At 67.0% G+C, this 16,124-nt stretch carries 16 protein-coding genes and 1 rRNA gene; 14 read left to right on the top strand and 3 right to left on the bottom strand.

Annotation, left to right across the window (positions count from 1 at the left end):
- Positions 1-19: 19 nt before the first annotated feature.
- From nrdF to C1N74_RS09820, 3 genes are all read left to right on the top strand, one after another.
- Positions 20-997, top strand: a complete 978-nt coding sequence (nrdF, locus tag C1N74_RS09830) for a class 1b ribonucleoside-diphosphate reductase subunit beta (RefSeq protein WP_023954600.1) — start codon at positions 20-22, stop codon at positions 995-997.
- A gap of 337 nt (positions 998-1,334) precedes the next feature.
- Complete coding sequence (locus tag C1N74_RS09825; RefSeq protein WP_137750439.1) at positions 1,335-2,504, top strand: RtcB family protein; 1,170 nt, start codon at positions 1,335-1,337, stop codon at positions 2,502-2,504.
- 136 nt (positions 2,505-2,640) lie between these two features.
- A complete protein-coding gene (locus tag C1N74_RS09820) occupies positions 2,641-3,018 on the top strand; it encodes a hypothetical protein (RefSeq protein WP_137750438.1) in 378 nt (125 codons plus the stop codon).
- Between the two features lie 34 nt (positions 3,019-3,052).
- Here the strand turns inward: C1N74_RS09820 and C1N74_RS09815 are convergent, their stop codons facing one another.
- Entirely contained in the window at positions 3,053-3,763 is a 711-nt protein-coding gene (locus tag C1N74_RS09815; protein ID WP_071917971.1) for an MBL fold metallo-hydrolase, read from the bottom strand.
- Between the two features lie 94 nt (positions 3,764-3,857).
- On the opposite strand from C1N74_RS09815, the gene C1N74_RS09810 reads away from it, so the two are divergent.
- Positions 3,858-4,355 (top strand): TetR/AcrR family transcriptional regulator, encoded by a 498-nt coding sequence (locus tag C1N74_RS09810; protein ID WP_237049171.1) that lies wholly within the window; start codon positions 3,858-3,860, stop codon positions 4,353-4,355.
- 106 nt (positions 4,356-4,461) lie between these two features.
- Here the strand turns inward: C1N74_RS09810 and C1N74_RS09805 are convergent, their stop codons facing one another.
- Positions 4,462-5,817: an MFS transporter gene (locus tag C1N74_RS09805; RefSeq protein WP_137750437.1), complete on the bottom strand. Its 1,356-nt coding sequence runs from the start codon at positions 5,815-5,817 to the stop codon at positions 4,462-4,464.
- Positions 5,814-6,242, bottom strand: a complete 429-nt coding sequence (locus C1N74_RS09800; RefSeq protein WP_181405511.1) for a MarR family winged helix-turn-helix transcriptional regulator — start codon at positions 6,240-6,242, stop codon at positions 5,814-5,816. Before C1N74_RS09800 ends, C1N74_RS09805 begins: the two co-directional genes overlap by 4 nt.
- Positions 6,243-6,611: 369 nt before the next feature.
- Here C1N74_RS09800 and C1N74_RS09795 point away from each other — a divergent pair, with 369 nt between their 5' ends.
- The 10 genes from C1N74_RS09795 to C1N74_RS09750 all read left to right on the top strand — a co-directional run bounded on the left by C1N74_RS09795 (position 6,612) and on the right by C1N74_RS09750 (position 15,816).
- Complete coding sequence (locus C1N74_RS09795) at positions 6,612-7,037, top strand: MarR family winged helix-turn-helix transcriptional regulator (protein WP_081731878.1); 426 nt, start codon at positions 6,612-6,614, stop codon at positions 7,035-7,037.
- A 22-nt stretch (positions 7,038-7,059) separates the two neighbouring features.
- Complete coding sequence (locus tag C1N74_RS09790) at positions 7,060-7,521, top strand: DUF3817 domain-containing protein (protein ID WP_023954592.1); 462 nt, start codon at positions 7,060-7,062, stop codon at positions 7,519-7,521.
- Positions 7,522-7,530: 9 nt separating this feature from the next.
- Positions 7,531-7,935: a hypothetical protein gene (locus C1N74_RS09785; RefSeq protein WP_137750435.1), complete on the top strand. Its 405-nt coding sequence runs from the start codon at positions 7,531-7,533 to the stop codon at positions 7,933-7,935.
- A 57-nt stretch (positions 7,936-7,992) separates the two neighbouring features.
- Positions 7,993-8,757 (top strand): DUF1684 domain-containing protein, encoded by a 765-nt coding sequence (locus C1N74_RS09780; RefSeq protein WP_064954913.1) that lies wholly within the window; start codon positions 7,993-7,995, stop codon positions 8,755-8,757.
- 79 nt (positions 8,758-8,836) lie between these two features.
- Entirely contained in the window at positions 8,837-10,351 is a 1,515-nt protein-coding gene (locus C1N74_RS09775; RefSeq protein WP_023954586.1) for an ABC transporter substrate-binding protein, read from the top strand.
- Positions 10,348-11,334 carry an ABC transporter permease gene (locus C1N74_RS09770; protein WP_309147428.1) on the top strand — a complete coding sequence of 329 codons (987 nt, stop codon included), beginning with the start codon at positions 10,348-10,350 and terminating at the stop codon, positions 11,332-11,334. The genes C1N74_RS09775 and C1N74_RS09770 overlap by 4 nt, the downstream gene beginning before the upstream one ends.
- Positions 11,331-12,206, top strand: a complete 876-nt coding sequence (locus C1N74_RS09765; protein WP_137750433.1) for an ABC transporter permease — start codon at positions 11,331-11,333, stop codon at positions 12,204-12,206. Before C1N74_RS09770 ends, C1N74_RS09765 begins: the two co-directional genes overlap by 4 nt.
- Positions 12,203-13,018, top strand: a complete 816-nt coding sequence (locus C1N74_RS09760) for an ABC transporter ATP-binding protein (RefSeq protein WP_137750432.1) — start codon at positions 12,203-12,205, stop codon at positions 13,016-13,018. The genes C1N74_RS09765 and C1N74_RS09760 overlap by 4 nt, the downstream gene beginning before the upstream one ends.
- Positions 13,015-13,794, top strand: a complete 780-nt coding sequence (locus tag C1N74_RS09755; protein ID WP_137750431.1) for an ABC transporter ATP-binding protein — start codon at positions 13,015-13,017, stop codon at positions 13,792-13,794. Before C1N74_RS09760 ends, C1N74_RS09755 begins: the two co-directional genes overlap by 4 nt.
- Before the next feature lie 502 nt (positions 13,795-14,296).
- Positions 14,297-15,816, top strand: a 16S ribosomal RNA gene (locus C1N74_RS09750).
- Positions 15,817-16,124 lie beyond the last annotated feature (308 nt).

Genomic DNA, 16,124 nt, shown 5'->3' with positions numbered 1-16,124 from the left:
AACCAGGAACTGAAGCGAAATGACTCCCGAACCGCTCAAGCTCGTCGACCACGTGCAGGCGATCAACTGGAACCGCATCCAGGACGACAAGGACCTCGAGGTCTGGAACCGTCTGGTGAACAACTTCTGGCTGCCCGAGAAGGTGCCGCTGTCGAACGACATCCAGTCGTGGAACACGCTGACGCCCGACGAGCAGACGCTCACCATGCGCGTGTTCACGGGGCTGACGCTCCTCGACACGATCCAGGGCACCGTCGGCGCCGTCTCGCTCATCCCCGATGCGATCACCCCGCACGAGGAGGCCGTCTACACGAACATCGCGTTCATGGAGTCGGTGCACGCGAAGAGCTACTCGTCGATCTTCTCGACGCTCGCCTCGACGCCCGAGATCGACGACGCGTTCCGCTGGTCGGTCGAGAACCCGAACCTTCAGAAGAAGGCCTCGATCGTCATGGATTACTACCGTGGCGACGAGCCGCTCAAGCGCAAGGTCGCCTCGACCCTGCTCGAGTCGTTCCTCTTCTACTCGGGGTTCTACCTGCCGCTGCACTGGTCGGCGAAGGCGAAGCTGACGAACACCGCCGACATCATCCGCCTCATCATTCGTGACGAGGCCGTGCACGGCTACTACATCGGCTACAAGTTCCAGAAGGGCTACGAGCAGCTCTCGCAGGCCGAGCGCGACGAGATCAAGGACTACACGTTCTCGCTGCTCTACGAGCTCTACGACAACGAGGTGCAGTACACGCAGGACCTCTACGACGCCGTCGGCCTGACCGAGGACGTCAAGAAGTTCCTGCACTACAACGCCAACAAGGCGCTGATGAACCTCGGATTCGAGGCGATGTTCCCCGCCACGGTCACCAACGTGAACCCGGCGATCCTGTCGGCCCTGTCGCCGAACGCCGACGAGAACCACGACTTCTTCTCGGGGTCGGGCTCGTCGTACGTCATCGGCAAGGCCGAGGCCACCGAAGACGAGGACTGGGACTTCTAAGCTGACTCGCGCACGAAAGTGGCGCGTGTGACGGGATCGCTCCGGCGGTTCCCGGCGCACGCGCCACTTTTTCGTTGACGCCGCGCCATGCCCACGCATAGGGTTGCGAGGCTGCGCCACGAGGCACGGCATCACCGGAGGAACGACATGACCATGCGCAACGAGCGCCTGATCGCAGCGGACCTGGACCAGTTCCAGCTCCGCAATGAGTCGTACCCTCCGGTGCGAGACGTCTGACCCGCCACTGTCAGCACGCCCCGCACCGCACAGGTCCGGGGCGTTCGTGTGTTCCTCTCCATGCGCCCGTTCCCGGACCGTCATCACAAGGAAAGGAACCATGGAGAAGCTCTCGAACAGGCTGCTGTCATGGGCGAGCATCATCGACGAGAAGACCCTCGATCAGGCTCGCACCGCGTCTGGCATGCCGTTCATCCACCCGCATCTGGCGCTCATGCCCGATGCGCACCTCGGCAAGGGGGCGACCGTCGGGTCGGTCATCCCGACGCTCGGGGCGATCATGCCGGCTGCCGTCGGCGTCGACATCGGGTGCGGGATGATCGCCGTCCGCACGCAGTTCACGAAGTCGCAGCTGCTCGGCCGCGACCTGGGGACGCTGCGCGAGCAGATCGAGCGGGCGATTCCGCTGTCGGCCGGTCGCGACAACCGCAAGGTCGTCGCGACCGCGGAGCCGCGCATCGCCGAGCTGGAGGAGCTCGCCGAGAAGCACGAGTTCGACCCCGCGCGCTACGCCGGGCACTGGCGCAACCAGCTCGGGTCGCTCGGCTCGGGCAACCACTTCATCGAGGTGTCGGTCGACGAGACCGACGCGGTGTGGATGTTCCTGCACTCCGGCTCGCGGGGAGTGGGCAACAGAATCGCGACGCACCACATCGGCGTCGCTCAGCGGCTCGCGAAGCAGTGGTGGGTCGACCTGCCCGATCCCGACCTGGCGTACCTCGTCGAGGGCACGGAGGAGTTCCGGCGCTACATCCGCGAGCTCCGGTGGGCGCAGCACTTCGCGCTCCTGAACCGCGAGGAGATGATGGACCGCGTCGCCCGTCAGCTGTCCGAGACGATGGGCGCCGACGTCGAGGAGCTCGAGCGCATCAACTGCCACCACAACTTCACCGAGAGCGAGAAGCACTTCGGCAAGCAGGTGTGGGTGTCGCGCAAGGGCGCGATTCAGGCGGATGCCGGCCGGCCCGGCCTCATCCCGGGATCCATGGGCACGGCGTCGTACGTCGTCTCGGGGCTCGGCAACCCGCTGTCACTGAACTCGTCGCCGCACGGGGCAGGGCGGGAGTACTCGCGGTCGGCCGCGCGCCGAACCTTCACGCACGACCAGCTGCGTGAGGCCATGGTGGGCATCGAGTTCCGCGACACGGATGCCTTCATCGACGAGATCCCGCAGGCCTACAAGCCGATCGATCGCGTCATGGCGGATGCCGCCGACCTCGTCGAGGTGCGGCACACGCTGCGTCAGCTGGTCAACGTGAAAGGCGATTGACCCGCATCCCCATCGGAGGAGAAAAGCGTGTCGGAGGGTGGCTTCCCGGAGCCCGCCCTCCGACACGCGGACGCCCGGGGGTCAGGCGTCGCCCTACGGGAACGCCGGCGCCCACGCCGTCGCTTACGCTGACGACATGAACTCCGAGACCCGCCACCGGCCCGGATACCCCGTGCGCTCGAAGGCTCTCCTCGAGCAATGGCTGGCCGACTATCTCGCGACCGGGCCGCGGACGTCGTCGTCGTTCAAGGTCGCCATCCAAGACGAGTCTCTCGGCAAAGACACCGGTCTTGTGATCATGGTTCCGTTCGGGACGCCGGCAGAGGTCTACATGCAACCTGCGGGACCCGACCGGGCTGAGTGGGTGATCACGCTCACGGGGCGGGATGAAGACCTGACGGTCAGTCCGCAGCGGCTGGCCGGCTTCGCGGCCGAACTGCGCGTCGCGAGCGATCTGTGTGCGTACCTGCAGTTCCGGTCGATCGAGTGGGACCGGATGTCGGGCATGGGGTGAGAGCTCCGCTGCTGGCTCGATCAACGCGCCTCTCCTACGAGCTGGCTGCCTGAACCGCGGCGACAGCCTCGGCCGGCGATCCGTGGAACGCCGGTCCGTGTCCCGGCAGCACCCATGCGGCTGGCAGGCCGGCAATGCGGTCGAGCGAGGCGATCGCCTCGGCGGGGTCATCGCTGAAGGGCGCCGGGCCGGGGCCGGTGCGCCCGGTCAGCACGTGCCGAGTTGTCAGCGCGTCGCCCACGAAGATGGCTGCGGCGGCGGGGGAGTACACGGCGATACTGCCCGGGGAGTGGCCCGGCATGTCGATGACGCGCGGTTCGCCGGGCAGCGGCAGGACGTCCCCGCCGGAGACCTCCTCGACGGCGGTCAGCCACTGCGGCCGCATCCCCTTTCGCGCGCCGTAGGCGGCGAACTGCAGAAGGGGACCGAGACGGACGGGACCGAGCGGGGTCTTGGGCTTCTCGCCGCCGCGCGCGCGAGCGGCATCCGCAGCGTGGACGTAGACGGGAACGCCCTGCTCGCGCCGCAGCCGCTCCGCGAAGCCGACGTGGTCGCTGTCGCCGTGAGTGAGGACCACACCGCGGATGTCGTCGAGGGTGCGCCCGATGCCGGCCAGCTCTCGTCGCAGGTCGCGATGAAAGCCGGGCAGGCCGGCGTCGACGACGGTGATGCCTTCGGCCGTGACGATGAGGTAAGCGGCGACGATGTCGTTGCCGATCCGATGGAGTGAAGGAGTGAGTTGCATGATGTCCTCGGGTCATGGCTAATGCGTGTAGCCATGATAGCTTATGACCGTAGCTTTGGGAGGGGCGATGCCGACACCGGAACGAACGACGCTCGTGAGCATCATCGACGCGGCAACGGCGCTGCTCGAAAGCGGAGGTGTCTCTGCAGTGACTATGCAGGCGGTGGCTCAGGCGGTCGGGGTGAAGGCGCCGTCGCTCTACAAACGCGTGCGTGACCGTGAAGCCCTTCTGGCTCTCGTCGGTGGCGCGGCTGCGGACGACCTGACGAAACGTCTCGACGCGGCATCCGGCAGTCTCGAAGAGATGCTCGGCGCCTTCCGGCGCTTCGGGCGTGAGCGCCCCGAGGCGTTCCGCCTGCTCTTCACGAGCACGGTCGATCCCGACAAGCTCGCGGCGACGAGCGCGCCGGTTCTTCGAGCCACGACCGCCGCGGTCGGTGCCGGCCACGCCCTCGATGCCGCGCGGTTGCTGACCGCGTGGGCGACGGGCTTCGTCACGATGGAGCTCGCCGGCGCGTTCCGACTCGGCGGGGATCTCGACGAGGCCTACGCCTACGGCGTCGCGCACCTGGTCGGCTCGCTGCGCGGCTGACGCGCCCCGGGCTGTGCGTGCGCCCCGCGCTTCCGTCCACGCGGAGAAGAGCATGTCGGAGGGTGGCTTTCAGGAGCCCGCCCTCCGACATGCAGATGCCCTCCGGTCAGGCGTCGCCCTGGCCGATGTCGGCGGCCTCGGCGATCGCGGTCTCGTGCGGGCGGCCGAGGTGGCGCAGCGTGCGGCCTGCGGCGGCGAGGATCGCGATCGCGACGACGAGCGCGGCGACACCGAGCCAGTACGGCGCACTCGGGGTGATCGCGGCGGCGAGGGGGCCTGCCACGGCGGGAGCGATCGCGCCACCGATGAAGCGCACGCCCGAGTAGGTGCCGCTCGCGACGTTCCGGGGCAGGTCGGTGGCCTCCATGACGGCCTCGGTCAGTGCTGTGTTGAGCACGCCGAGGAACAGGCCGGCGACGATGACAGTGACGATGAGCACGGTGGCGCTGTCGATGCCGATCGCGAGGACGGCTTCGGCGACGGCCAGCAGCCCGAGCATCGTGAAGAGCACGGGGCGCAGGCCCAGCCGGCGGGTCAGCAGGGGAGCTGCGAGCACCGAGGTGAGCGCCACGGCGAGTCCCCAGCCGAAGAAGACGAGGCCGAGCTCGTGAGCTCCGAACGTCATCCCGGCCTGCGCCGCGGCGGACTCGATCGGGTACGGGCTGTAGGCCAGAAGCACGAAGAACGCGACGTTGTAGAAGAACGCCGTCAGTGACAGGGTCAGCAGGGCCGGGTTGCGCAGCGCACGGAACGACGCGAGAAGCGACACCTTCGCCGGCGCTGCAGCCCCGGCAGCGGGTGCGGGGGAGCGGAACACGACGAGGATCGCGAGGAGCGCGATGGCCATGAGCGCCGCGGTCCCGAAGAAGGGGCCGCGCCACGACAGCTCGCCGAGCGCGCCGCCGAGGAGCGGTCCGACCGCGAGGCCGATGCCGAGGGATGCCTCGTACAGCACGATCGCCTGACGGCTTCCGCCGCTGGCGGCCCCGACGATGGCGGCCAGCGCCGTCGCGATGAAGAGCGCGTTGCCGATTCCCCAACCGGCGCGGAATCCGATGATCTCGACCACGCCACCGGAGAGGCCTGCGGCCGCAGCGAAGACGACGATGAGGGCGATCCCCAGCAGCAGGGTCTTCTTCACGCCGAGTCTCGACGACACCCAGCTGGCGAAGAGCATGACGATGCCGGTGATGAAGAGGTAGCTGGTGAACAGGAGCATCGTCTCGGACGGCGTCGCATCCAGCTCGCGGCTGATCGCCGGGAGGATCGGATCGACCAGGCCGATGCCCATGAACGACACCGTGCAGGCGAAGGCGATCGCCCATACCGCGACGGGTTGGCGCCAGATCGACGCCTTCGCGGTCTCGGCTGTCGCCTTCGTCTGATCGCCGGTCGCGGACCGTTCTGTTTTCGTCGCGCTCGTCACGCGCACCTTCCTCTCGTCGGAGTCTGTCGGGGTCATTGCAGTTCCGGCTCCTCGAGCAGCGCGGCGAGAACCTCGGCCGCGCGCGCGAGAGCCGACCGGTCGGCGTCGCTGAGCCGCGACCACGCCGGCGCGGTCACCTCCAGCGCTTGCGAGCGGAACGCCTCGAACTGGCGCCGCCCCTCGTCGGTGATCGACACGAGCGAGGCCCGGCCGTCCCCGGGGTCGGGCGCACGATCCACGAGGCCCTCCGCTTCCATCCGGCGAACCAGCGTCGTCATGGTCGGCTGGCTCACGCGCTGCCACTCGGCGAGGTCGCTGACCCGTGTGGGGCCGAGCTCGTCGAGGGCGGCGAGCGCACGCCAGGTTCCTGCGGCGGCGGACGTCTCGACTCGGCGGGCCACAGCCCGGTTGAACCGGCTCGACGCCGACATCAGGCGGATAGGGGAGTCGGGCAACTGCATAGCTTCACTATACAACATGCATAGTCTAGCTATGTAAAAAGTCGCGCTCCCGAGAATGACGAAGCCCCCGGCATCCTCCTCGCGAGAGAGGATGCCGGGGGCTTTCGCGTGGCGTCAGCGGCCGCCGTTGATCAGTCCGAGCCATTGACCGAACGGCTTCTCGCCGCGGATGTCGGTGTGTTGCTCGTCCTGCTCTTCGTTCGTGATCATGGTGACCTCCCCGCTTCTTCCGTGGAACTCATCATGAACATCCGCTCGCGTCGACGCTCGGTCCTTGACGAACGGCGCGCGGCGCGTTAGGGATGCGACACAGCTTTTCTGGCGGCTATCACCCGCACGAGTGAGCCCCCGCCTCCTACAATCGTGACCGTGTCGGAAACTCCTGCCCTCACGCGCGAGCCGCGCTTCAGCCCGGTCATCGCGCTCATCGCCGTCTCGGCGTCGTGGGAAGGCCGGCTCTCCGCAGCCCTGCGCGACCTCGGCCTCTCCACCCGCAAGTTCGGCCTGCTCGGGCACATCGGCTCGGAGCCGGGTATCTCGTTCTCGGAGCTCGCGCGTCGCTCGCACATCACGGTGCAATCCGCGCACACCGCCGTCCGCACCCTCGTCGACGAGGGGCTCGTCGCCGATGCGACGGCGCACGCAGGCTCGGCGTCCGACCTGCGCATCACGGCCAAGGGCATCGCGGTCATGGAGCAGGCTCACCAGCGGCTGCTCGAGCTCGACGCCACGCTGAGCGACAACATGCCGGGCCTGGCGGCCTCGATGGACGGCATCCGTGCAGGAATCGTCTAGGTCGGCTGGATAGGGTTCGGGGGTGTTCCGAACACCGTCGACCGCATTCCGTTCGCTCGCGATCGCCGAGGCCGTCTCGTGGACGCTGCTGATCCTCGGCCTGATTCTCCGCACAGCGCTCGACCTGCCGGTCGCCGTGACGATCGGCGGCGGCATCCACGGCTTCGTCTTCCTCTGCTATGGCGCGACCGCCGTGCTCGTCGCCTGGAACAACCGGTGGTCGATCGTCCCGACGATCTGCGCCGTCGGCGCCGCCGTGGTCCCCTATGCGACCGTGCCGACCGAGATCGTGCTGCGCCGGCGCGGCCTTCTCGAGGGGGAGTGGCGGACCGAGGCGACCGACGACCCGCGCGACCGGCGCGCGGTCGACCGGTTCCTGCGATGGTTCGTCCGCCGTCCCGTGGTGCTGGCGATGATCCTCGCGATCGGCATCATCGCCGCATACGTCGTGCTGCTGGTGATCGGACCGCCCGGACGGGCGTAACGTGATCGGATGCCGCGCACCGTTGCCCGCCTCGCCCTCGCCGCTCTGCTGATCGCGGCGGGAGCGGCGCATCTGACCGTCCTCCGACGCGGCTATCGCATCGCGGTCCCGGACTGGGCGGCGCGGCTGCTGCGCACCGATAAGGACATGATCGTCGTGGCCAGCGGTGCGGTCGAGGTGATGCTCGGCGCCGGGCTCGTCGCGCTACCACGCGAACGCCGTCGCATCGCCGCGGCGATCGCCGCCTTCTTCGTCGCCGTGTTCCCGGGCAACGTGCACCAGTGGCGCACCGGTGCGTCGGCTCCCGGACTCGACACCGATGAGCGGCGCTTCGGCCGACTCTTCCTCCAGCCCGTGCTCGTCGCGTGGGCGCTGTGGGCGGGCGGCACCGACATCCCCGGGCGGTCCCGCTGAGGGCGCAACAGTCCGACACGGAATTTCTCGTGGCGGTCCCACGTTTGGTTGCCTGTCATGGTGAGTACATCCGCATCCGCAGCAGCATCCGTCTCCTCGGCTGAGTCCGACTACCGAGCTTGGGCGGCTTTCCGCCGGGAGTCGGTCGCGGCCCCGCAGGGATCCCTCGCCCTCGTGCTCACGCACTGGTCGGCTCCGGGCGAGCCCGCCGTCGACGACGAGACTGCGCGCGCCGGGCATCCGGTCGATGCGCTGCTCACCCGTCTGCAGCGAACCGACATCGAGACCGGTCTTCCGCAGGAGGGCTACCGCATCTGGCGGCAGGACTCGCCCGCGAACGAAGCGTTCGAAGACATCGAGCGCTGGGAGTACGACCCGGCCTGGGTGATCGAGGGCCGCTTCGAGCTCGTCGATGAAGACCGGGTGGTCCCCTTCGAGCACATCAAGGACGGCGGCGCGACGCGCGGCCTCCCGGTCTCGGGCGACCTGGTCTTCGAGATCGACGGCACCGAGTACCGACTCGCCGCTTTCGACACCAACTACGGCGGTCCGAAGCTGCACCTCGTCTTCGGCGACCAGACCAACGGCGCCGAGTCCTACGGTGCCGGCCGGTTCCTCTTCCTCGACCACCCGGGCGCGACCGGCGACCTGGCCCCCGGTGACAGCACGCCCGTCACGGTCGACTTCAACCGGGCCGTCGTCCCGCCGTGCGGCTTCTCGAACCAGATGAACTGCCCCCTGCCGCCGCTGCAGAACCGTCTGCCCTTCCCGGTTCGCGCCGGTGAGAAGAAGGTCCGGTTCGCCGGCGACTTCTCGCTCTGATCTCCTTCCTGCAACACCCGAAACGGCGGAGCGCCCGCACCTCGCTCCGCCGCCCCCTCCACACAGCAAAGGAACACCCGTGACTTCACGCGGCTTCTCCCGGATCGTCGCCGCCACCGCGGCTGCGACGGCCGGTCTTCTCGTCCTGGCCGGATGCTCCGGATCCGCAGACCCGGCCGGTTCGGCCGGCGCGAGCGACCCGAACGCCGAGATCGTCGTCGGATCGCAGAACGAGCCGACCAACCTCGATCAGATCTTCGGCGGCTCGTCGGGCGTCACCGAGGTCTTCACCGGCAACGTGTACGAGGGTCTGTTCCGGATCACCGACGACGCCCAGGTCGAGCCGTTGCTGGCCGCGGAGACCAGCGTGTCGGCAGACGGTCTCGTCTACACGTTCACCCTTGAGGACGCCACCTTCCACTCGGGCAAGGAGCTGACCGCCGCCGATGTGAAGTACAGCCTGGAGCGGTTCGTCGGCGACGAGTCGATCGCGGCGCGCAAGCGCCAGTTGAGCGTCATCGACACCGTCACGGCGGTCGACGACAAGACCGTCGAGGTGACCCTCTCGCAGCCGTCGATCAGCTTCACCTACAACCTCGGCTACGTCTGGATCGTCAACGAGGATGCCGGCGACCTGACGGCCACCGCCGACGGCACCGGGCCCTACGAGCTCGGCGACTATCGCAAGGGCGACTCGATCACCCTCGACGTCAACGACTCCTACTGGGGCGTCGCGCCGAAGAACGGCGGGGTCGTCTACCAGTACTACGCCGACCCGACGGCCCTGAACAACGCCCTGACGACCGGTGCGGTCGACCTCGTCACGAGCCAGTCGAACCCCGACAGCATCGCGGAGTTCGAGGCTGCCGGCTTCCAGATCATCGAGGGCACCTCGACGACGAAGGAGCTGCTGGCGTTCAACGACCGGATCGCTCCGTTCAACGACGCGCGCGTGCGCAAGGCGATCTATTCCGCGATCGACCGCGAGAAGCTGCTCGATGCGATCTGGGACGGCCGCGGCGAACTCATCGGATCGATGGTGCCGCCCTCCGAGCCCTGGTACATCGATCTGGCCGACAACAACCCCTACGACCCGGCGCTGTCGGAGAAGCTGCTCGCCGAGGCCGGTCAGTCCGGCGGGTTCACGTTCACGGTCGACACCCCCGACTCGGGCGTCCACTCGACGGTCGCGGAGTTCCTCAAGTCGGAGCTGGCGAAGGTCGGCATCACGTTGAACATCAACATCATCACCGACGACGAGTGGTACCAGAAGGTCTACACCGAGAAGAACTTCGAGGCGACGCTGCAGGGCCACGTCAACGACCGCGACATCAACTTCTACGGCAACCCCGACTTCTACTGGGGCTACGACAACGCCGACGTGCAGACCTGGCTGGCCGACTCGGAGGCCGCGGCATCCGTCGATGAGCAGACCGAACTGATCAAGAAGGCGAACCAGCAGATCTCGGACGACGCAGCCAGCGTCTGGCTCTACCTCAACCCGCAGCTGCGCATCGCGGCCGAAGGCGTGTCGGGCGTGCCCAAGAATGGACTGAACTCGCTGTTCTACGTCTCCGACATCACGAAGGCCTGATCTCCATCACCCGGTATCTGATCCGACGGACAGGATTGCTGCTGCTGGCGTTCGCGCTGGCGGTGGTGATCCTGTTCGTCGTGCTGCGCGTTCTCGGCAACCCGGTCTTCGCTCTCATCTCGGTGGGGGCGACGGATGCCGAGATCGCGGCCGCCGCCGCGCGGCTGGGCGTCGACCGGCCGATCCCGGAGCAGTTCCTGGCCTATCTCGGCCAGCTCGCGAGCTTCGACCTGGGGCGATCGTTCACCAACAACCTCCCCGTCGGCGACGAGATCCTGCGCCGGCTCAACGTCACGCTGCCCCTGACCCTCATCGCGTTCACGCTGTCGGTGCTGATCGCGGTGCCGGTGGGGTTCATCGCGGCCTGGAAGGCGCGCACCTGGTACGGAACCGCCTTCTCGGCCGTGTCGCAGCTCGGCGGCGCGATTCCCGTCTTCTGGGTCGGCATCCTGCTCGTCGCGGTGTTCGCGCTGAACTGGCGATTGCTGCCGGCGGGCGGCTTCCCGCGGCGCGACTGGGAGGACCCCGGGGCCGCGCTCGTGTCACTCACGCTTCCGGTGCTCACGATCGCGATCGTGGCGGGCAGCGATCTCGCACGTTACGTCCGCAGCGCGACGCTCGACGTGCTCGGCCAGCAGTATCTGCGCGCGGCTCGGGCCACGGGGCAGAGCTTCGCCACGGCCATCTGGCGTCACGGCGTGCGAAACGCCGTCGTCCCGTTGATCTCGATCCTCGCGATCCAGCTGTCGACGACCTTCGTCGGCGCCGTCATCATCGAGCGGGTCTTCGCGCTCCCCGGTCTCGGCGACATGCTGCTGGTCGGCATCAAGGAGCAGGACTTCCCGAGCGTCCAGGGGGTGCTGCTCTTCTCGACCGCCCTCGTGCTTCTGCTCGGTTTCGCCGCCGACATCGTGCAGCGCATCATCGACCCGCGACTGCGCGACACGATCTCGGGCAATCGCAGAGCGAGGGTGGCGGCATGACGGCAACGACCCTTCCCGACACGGGCACCGTCCCGGCGACAAGGCCCGCCCGGCCCCGCCGCCGACGCTCGATCAACCTCGCCGTCGGCGGCATCCTGTTCGGCGCCATCGCGGTGATCGGCCTGATCTCGCTGCTGTGGACCCCGTTCACCTTCGACGACACCAGCGGCGGCCGGCTGCAACCGCCGTCCGCCGAGCACTGGGCCGGCACCGACCGCCTCGGCCGCGACCTGTTCACGCAGCTCATGATCGGAGCGCGGCTGGCCCTCACCGTCGGGTTCGGATCGGTGTTGATCGCGGCGATCGTCGGCATCGGTCTCGGGCTGCTCGCCGCCGTCGCACGCCGATGGGTGGACGACGCCCTCACGAGCCTGCTCGACATCGCGATCGCCTTCCCGACCCTGCTGCTGGCGATGCTGATCGTCGCCTGGCGCGGGGCATCGGTCGATTCGGCGATCCTCGCGATCGGCCTCGCCGGCTCGGCGGTGATCGCCCGGCTCACGCGCATCGCCGCGACGCGCGTCCTCGCGATGGACTACGTCACTGCTGCACGCACCTCGGGCACGGGCAGGCTGGGCATCGTGTTCCGGCACGTGCTGCGCAACGTCTGGCCCACCCTCATCGTGCCGCTGGCACTCCAGTTCGGCGGAGCGGTCGGTGCGGAGGCGTCGCTGTCGTACCTCGGGCTCGGCTCCCCGCCGCCGAACGCCTCGTGGGGCCGGATGCTGGAGGAGGCGCAGAGCACCGTGCTCGTCGCCCCGACCGCGGCGATCCTCCCCGGCGTCCTGCTGGTCGCCTTCATCATCGGCGCGAACCTGCTGGCCGACGGCCTGCGCGACATCGCCGATCCGACCACGAGGAGCATCGGATGACCGCCGCGCTGACCGCATCCGGTCTCGGCGTGCGGCTGGGTGACGACCGCACGCTCGTGCACGGCGTCGACGTGACGCTCGAACCCGGCGAACGCCTGGGCATCATCGGCGAGTCCGGCTCGGGCAAGTCGCTGACCGCCCTCGCGATGCTCGGCCTGCTCGCGTACCCGCTGACGCCGTTCGGATCGACGACGATCGCGACCGCCGAGGGCGAGGTGGAGGTCGTCGGAACCCCGTCGCGCCGCCTCGATCGGGTGCGGGGCCGGACGATCTCAGCGGTCTTCCAAGAGCCGCTGGCCTCGCTCGATCCGCTCATGCGCGTGGGCAAGCAGCTGGCCTGGCCGCTCGCGAAGCACCGCGGGCTGGCCGGAGACGCGCTGCGGCGCGGCGTGCTCGATGCCCTGACAGATGTTCAGCTGCCCGACCCGGAGCGCATCGCACGGTCGTTCATCCACGAGATCTCCGGGGGCCAGCGGCAGCGCGTCGCGATCGCGCTCGCCCTGGCGGCGGGCCCGAGCATCCTCATCGCCGATGAGCCGACGACCGCGCTCGACGTCACCGTGCAGGCCGGCATCCTCGATATGCTCCAGCGTGAGGTGACCGAGCGGGGGATGACGCTGCTGTTCATCAGCCACGATCTGCCGGTCGTCTCGCAGATCGCCGACCGCGTGCTCGTCATGCGTGACGGGCGTCAGGTCGAGCTCGGCGACACGGCGCAGCTGCTCCGGTCGCCCCGGCACGAGTACACCGCGCAGCTGGTCGCCGCCTCGCGCGCTCTCGACGACTTCCTGCCGGCGAAGGGAACCCGATGACGGCCGACGGTCACGCGAAACTCGCACTCGAGCACGTCGACTTCGCCTACGGTCGCGGAGCGGCCGTGCTCCACGATGTCTCGCTCTCGCTCGCGCCCGGCGAGACGGTCGGACTCGTGGGGGAGTCGGGCGCGGGGAAGACATCCGTTCTCCGCCTGCTGCTGGGCCTGGCGGCACCGACATCGGGTCGCGCTCTCTTCGACGGCGCACCGCTTCGCGTCGGCGACCGCGCGCAGATGCGGTCGCTGCGCCGCGCCGTGCAGCCGGTCTACCAGGACCCGTTCTCGTCGCTCGACCCGCGGATGACGGTGGGGCAGTCCATCGCCGAACCGCTGCGGTCCCTCGGTATCACACGCGACCGGAGTCGCATCGACGCGCGGGTCGGCGAGCTGCTCACGGCCGTCGACCTCGACGTGGAGGCGGCGTCCCGCTACCCCGACGCGTTCTCGGGTGGGCAGCGCCAACGCATCGCGATCGCCCGTGCCCTCGCGCCTCGCCCCCGTCTGCTTCTGGCGGACGAGCCGGTGAGCGCTCTCGACACGTCGGTGCGCATGCACGTCATCGATCTGTTCCAGCGGCTCGCCGCGGAGCAGGGCATCGGCATGCTGCTGGTCTCGCACGACCTGACGATCGTGTCGGCGCTGTGCGAGCGCATGACGGTGCTCCGCGCCGGTCGCGTCGTGGAGGAGGGGCCGACATCTCAGCTGCTCACGTCGCCCCGCGACGAGTACACCGCGAAGCTCGTGGCCGCCGTGCCGCGGCTTCCCGCGGAATGACGGGGATCCGCGACCGCGACACGCCCGGGATGTCGCGCCGCTTTGCCAGGATGCCGGGAGCCGCGTAACTTATTACTTGTTCGCCCCACAGGGAAGAGCGAGAGGGCCGGAAGGTCCCGCCTCCCTCAAGCGGAGAACAACCCGAAACAGACGCTTCCGAGCGTCGCAGGTCCAAGACCTGCCACAGGGTCCCCACCACACCTCACAACCGAGTCGGTCTCCGGCTCTGGTTATGAACAGGTCAAGGGTGGGGTATGGTTGTGAAGTTGCCCTCTGGGCTGGCTGTGAGGTCAGTTGGGGGAGCGTCCGATCCTTGAGAACTCAACAGCGTGCACTTGTCAAATGCCAAATAACCTCGACTCCACTTCGGTGGGGTGAGATTCCTTTGGATCAAAGACCTCCTCTTTGGGGGAGGCAACGGATAGTCAGCAATGATTTATCTCTTTGGTCAGCATCAAACTCGCTGCTCCAGTCTTTTTCCGGCTGGTCGCAGCAAATTTTCTTTACGGAGAGTTTGATCCTGGCTCAGGATGAACGCTGGCGGCGTGCTTAACACATGCAAGTCGAACGGTGAAGCAGAGCTTGCTCTGTGGATCAGTGGCGAACGGGTGAGTAACACGTGAGCAATCTGCCCCTGACTCTGGGATAAGCGCTGGAAACGGCGTCTAATACCGGATACGAGCTGCGACCGCATGGTCAGTAGCTGGAAAGAATTTCGGTCAGGGATGAGCTCGCGGCCTATCAGCTTGTTGGTGAGGTAATGGCTCACCAAGGCGTCGACGGGTAGCCGGCCTGAGAGGGTGACCGGCCACACTGGGACTGAGACACGGCCCAGACTCCTACGGGAGGCAGCAGTGGGGAATATTGCACAATGGGCGCAAGCCTGATGCAGCAACGCCGCGTGAGGGATGACGGCCTTCGGGTTGTAAACCTCTTTTAGCAGGGAAGAAGCGAAAGTGACGGTACCTGCAGAAAAAGCGCCGGCTAACTACGTGCCAGCAGCCGCGGTAATACGTAGGGCGCAAGCGTTATCCGGAATTATTGGGCGTAAAGAGCTCGTAGGCGGTCTGTCGCGTCTGCTGTGAAAACCCGAGGCTCAACCTCGGGCCTGCAGTGGGTACGGGCAGACTAGAGTGCGGTAGGGGAGATTGGAATTCCTGGTGTAGCGGTGGAATGCGCAGATATCAGGAGGAACACCGATGGCGAAGGCAGATCTCTGGGCCGTAACTGACGCTGAGGAGCGAAAGGGTGGGGAGCAAACAGGCTTAGATACCCTGGTAGTCCACCCCGTAAACGTTGGGAACTAGTTGTGGGGTCCATTCCACGGATTCCGTGACGCAGCTAACGCATTAAGTTCCCCGCCTGGGGAGTACGGCCGCAAGGCTAAAACTCAAAGGAATTGACGGGGACCCGCACAAGCGGCGGAGCATGCGGATTAATTCGATGCAACGCGAAGAACCTTACCAAGGCTTGACATATAGAGGAAACGTCTGGAAACAGTCGCCCCGCAAGGTCTCTATACAGGTGGTGCATGGTTGTCGTCAGCTCGTGTCGTGAGATGTTGGGTTAAGTCCCGCAACGAGCGCAACCCTCGTTCTATGTTGCCAGCACGTAATGGTGGGAACTCATGGGATACTGCCGGGGTCAACTCGGAGGAAGGTGGGGATGACGTCAAATCATCATGCCCCTTATGTCTTGGGCTTCACGCATGCTACAATGGCCGGTACAAAGGGCTGCAATACCGTGAGGTGGAGCGAATCCCAAAAAGCCGGTCCCAGTTCGGATTGAGGTCTGCAACTCGACCTCATGAAGTCGGAGTCGCTAGTAATCGCAGATCAGCAACGCTGCGGTGAATACGTTCCCGGGTCTTGTACACACCGCCCGTCAAGTCATGAAAGTCGGTAACACCTGAAGCCGGTGGCCCAACCCTTGTGGAGGGAGCCGTCGAAGGTGGGATCGGTAATTAGGACTAAGTCGTAACAAGGTAGCCGTACCGGAAGGTGCGGCTGGATCACCTCCTTTCTAAGGAGCATCTGACTCTTCGGAGTCCAGAACCCAGTTCGAAGGCACATGTTCTTCGCTGGGAGCTCATGGGTGGAACATTTGACATGGTGCGAAGGATGAGGTTCTTCTCTAGTACGCCGCTTGCGGTGGGAACGGGGAGGGTTTCGGGTGTCGCACCTGCACGCTGTTGGGTCCTGAGGGACCGGATGAGAGTCCGCAACCTCTGGGCCTTTTCTTCATGCTGCTTGGGTGGCATGTGGGGAGGGTACCGCCCGTACTTTGAGAACTACACAGTGGACGCGAGCATCTTCGATGCGACACCTTCG

This window comes from Microbacterium sp. SGAir0570, from assembly GCF_005491085.2.
Lineage (GTDB): Bacteria > Actinomycetota > Actinomycetes > Actinomycetales > Microbacteriaceae > Microbacterium > Microbacterium arborescens.
The sequence above is the reverse complement of the archived record's forward strand: the minus strand, read 5'-3'. Positions and strand labels throughout refer to the sequence as shown.

Excerpts from the sequence above, each read along its gene's own strand:
- C1N74_RS09765 (WP_137750433.1), top strand. The coding sequence starts at position 11,331 with ATGACGGCAACGACCCTTCCCGACACGGGCACCGTCCCGGCGACAAGG.
- C1N74_RS09815 (WP_071917971.1), bottom strand. The coding sequence starts at position 3,763 with ATGCAACTCACTCCTTCACTCCATCGGATCGGCAACGACATCGTCGCC.
- C1N74_RS09820 (WP_137750438.1), top strand. The coding sequence starts at position 2,641 with ATGAACTCCGAGACCCGCCACCGGCCCGGATACCCCGTGCGCTCGAAG.
- C1N74_RS09785 (WP_137750435.1), top strand. The coding sequence starts at position 7,531 with ATGCCGCGCACCGTTGCCCGCCTCGCCCTCGCCGCTCTGCTGATCGCG.
- C1N74_RS09800 (WP_181405511.1), bottom strand. The coding sequence starts at position 6,242 with ATGCAGTTGCCCGACTCCCCTATCCGCCTGATGTCGGCGTCGAGCCGG.
- C1N74_RS09780 (WP_064954913.1), top strand. The coding sequence starts at position 7,993 with ATGGTGAGTACATCCGCATCCGCAGCAGCATCCGTCTCCTCGGCTGAG.
- C1N74_RS09755 (WP_137750431.1), top strand. The coding sequence starts at position 13,015 with ATGACGGCCGACGGTCACGCGAAACTCGCACTCGAGCACGTCGACTTC.
- C1N74_RS09805 (WP_137750437.1), bottom strand. The coding sequence starts at position 5,817 with ATGACCCCGACAGACTCCGACGAGAGGAAGGTGCGCGTGACGAGCGCG.
- C1N74_RS09760 (WP_137750432.1), top strand. The coding sequence starts at position 12,203 with ATGACCGCCGCGCTGACCGCATCCGGTCTCGGCGTGCGGCTGGGTGAC.
- C1N74_RS09825 (WP_137750439.1), top strand. The coding sequence starts at position 1,335 with ATGGAGAAGCTCTCGAACAGGCTGCTGTCATGGGCGAGCATCATCGAC.
- nrdF (WP_023954600.1), top strand. The coding sequence starts at position 20 with ATGACTCCCGAACCGCTCAAGCTCGTCGACCACGTGCAGGCGATCAAC.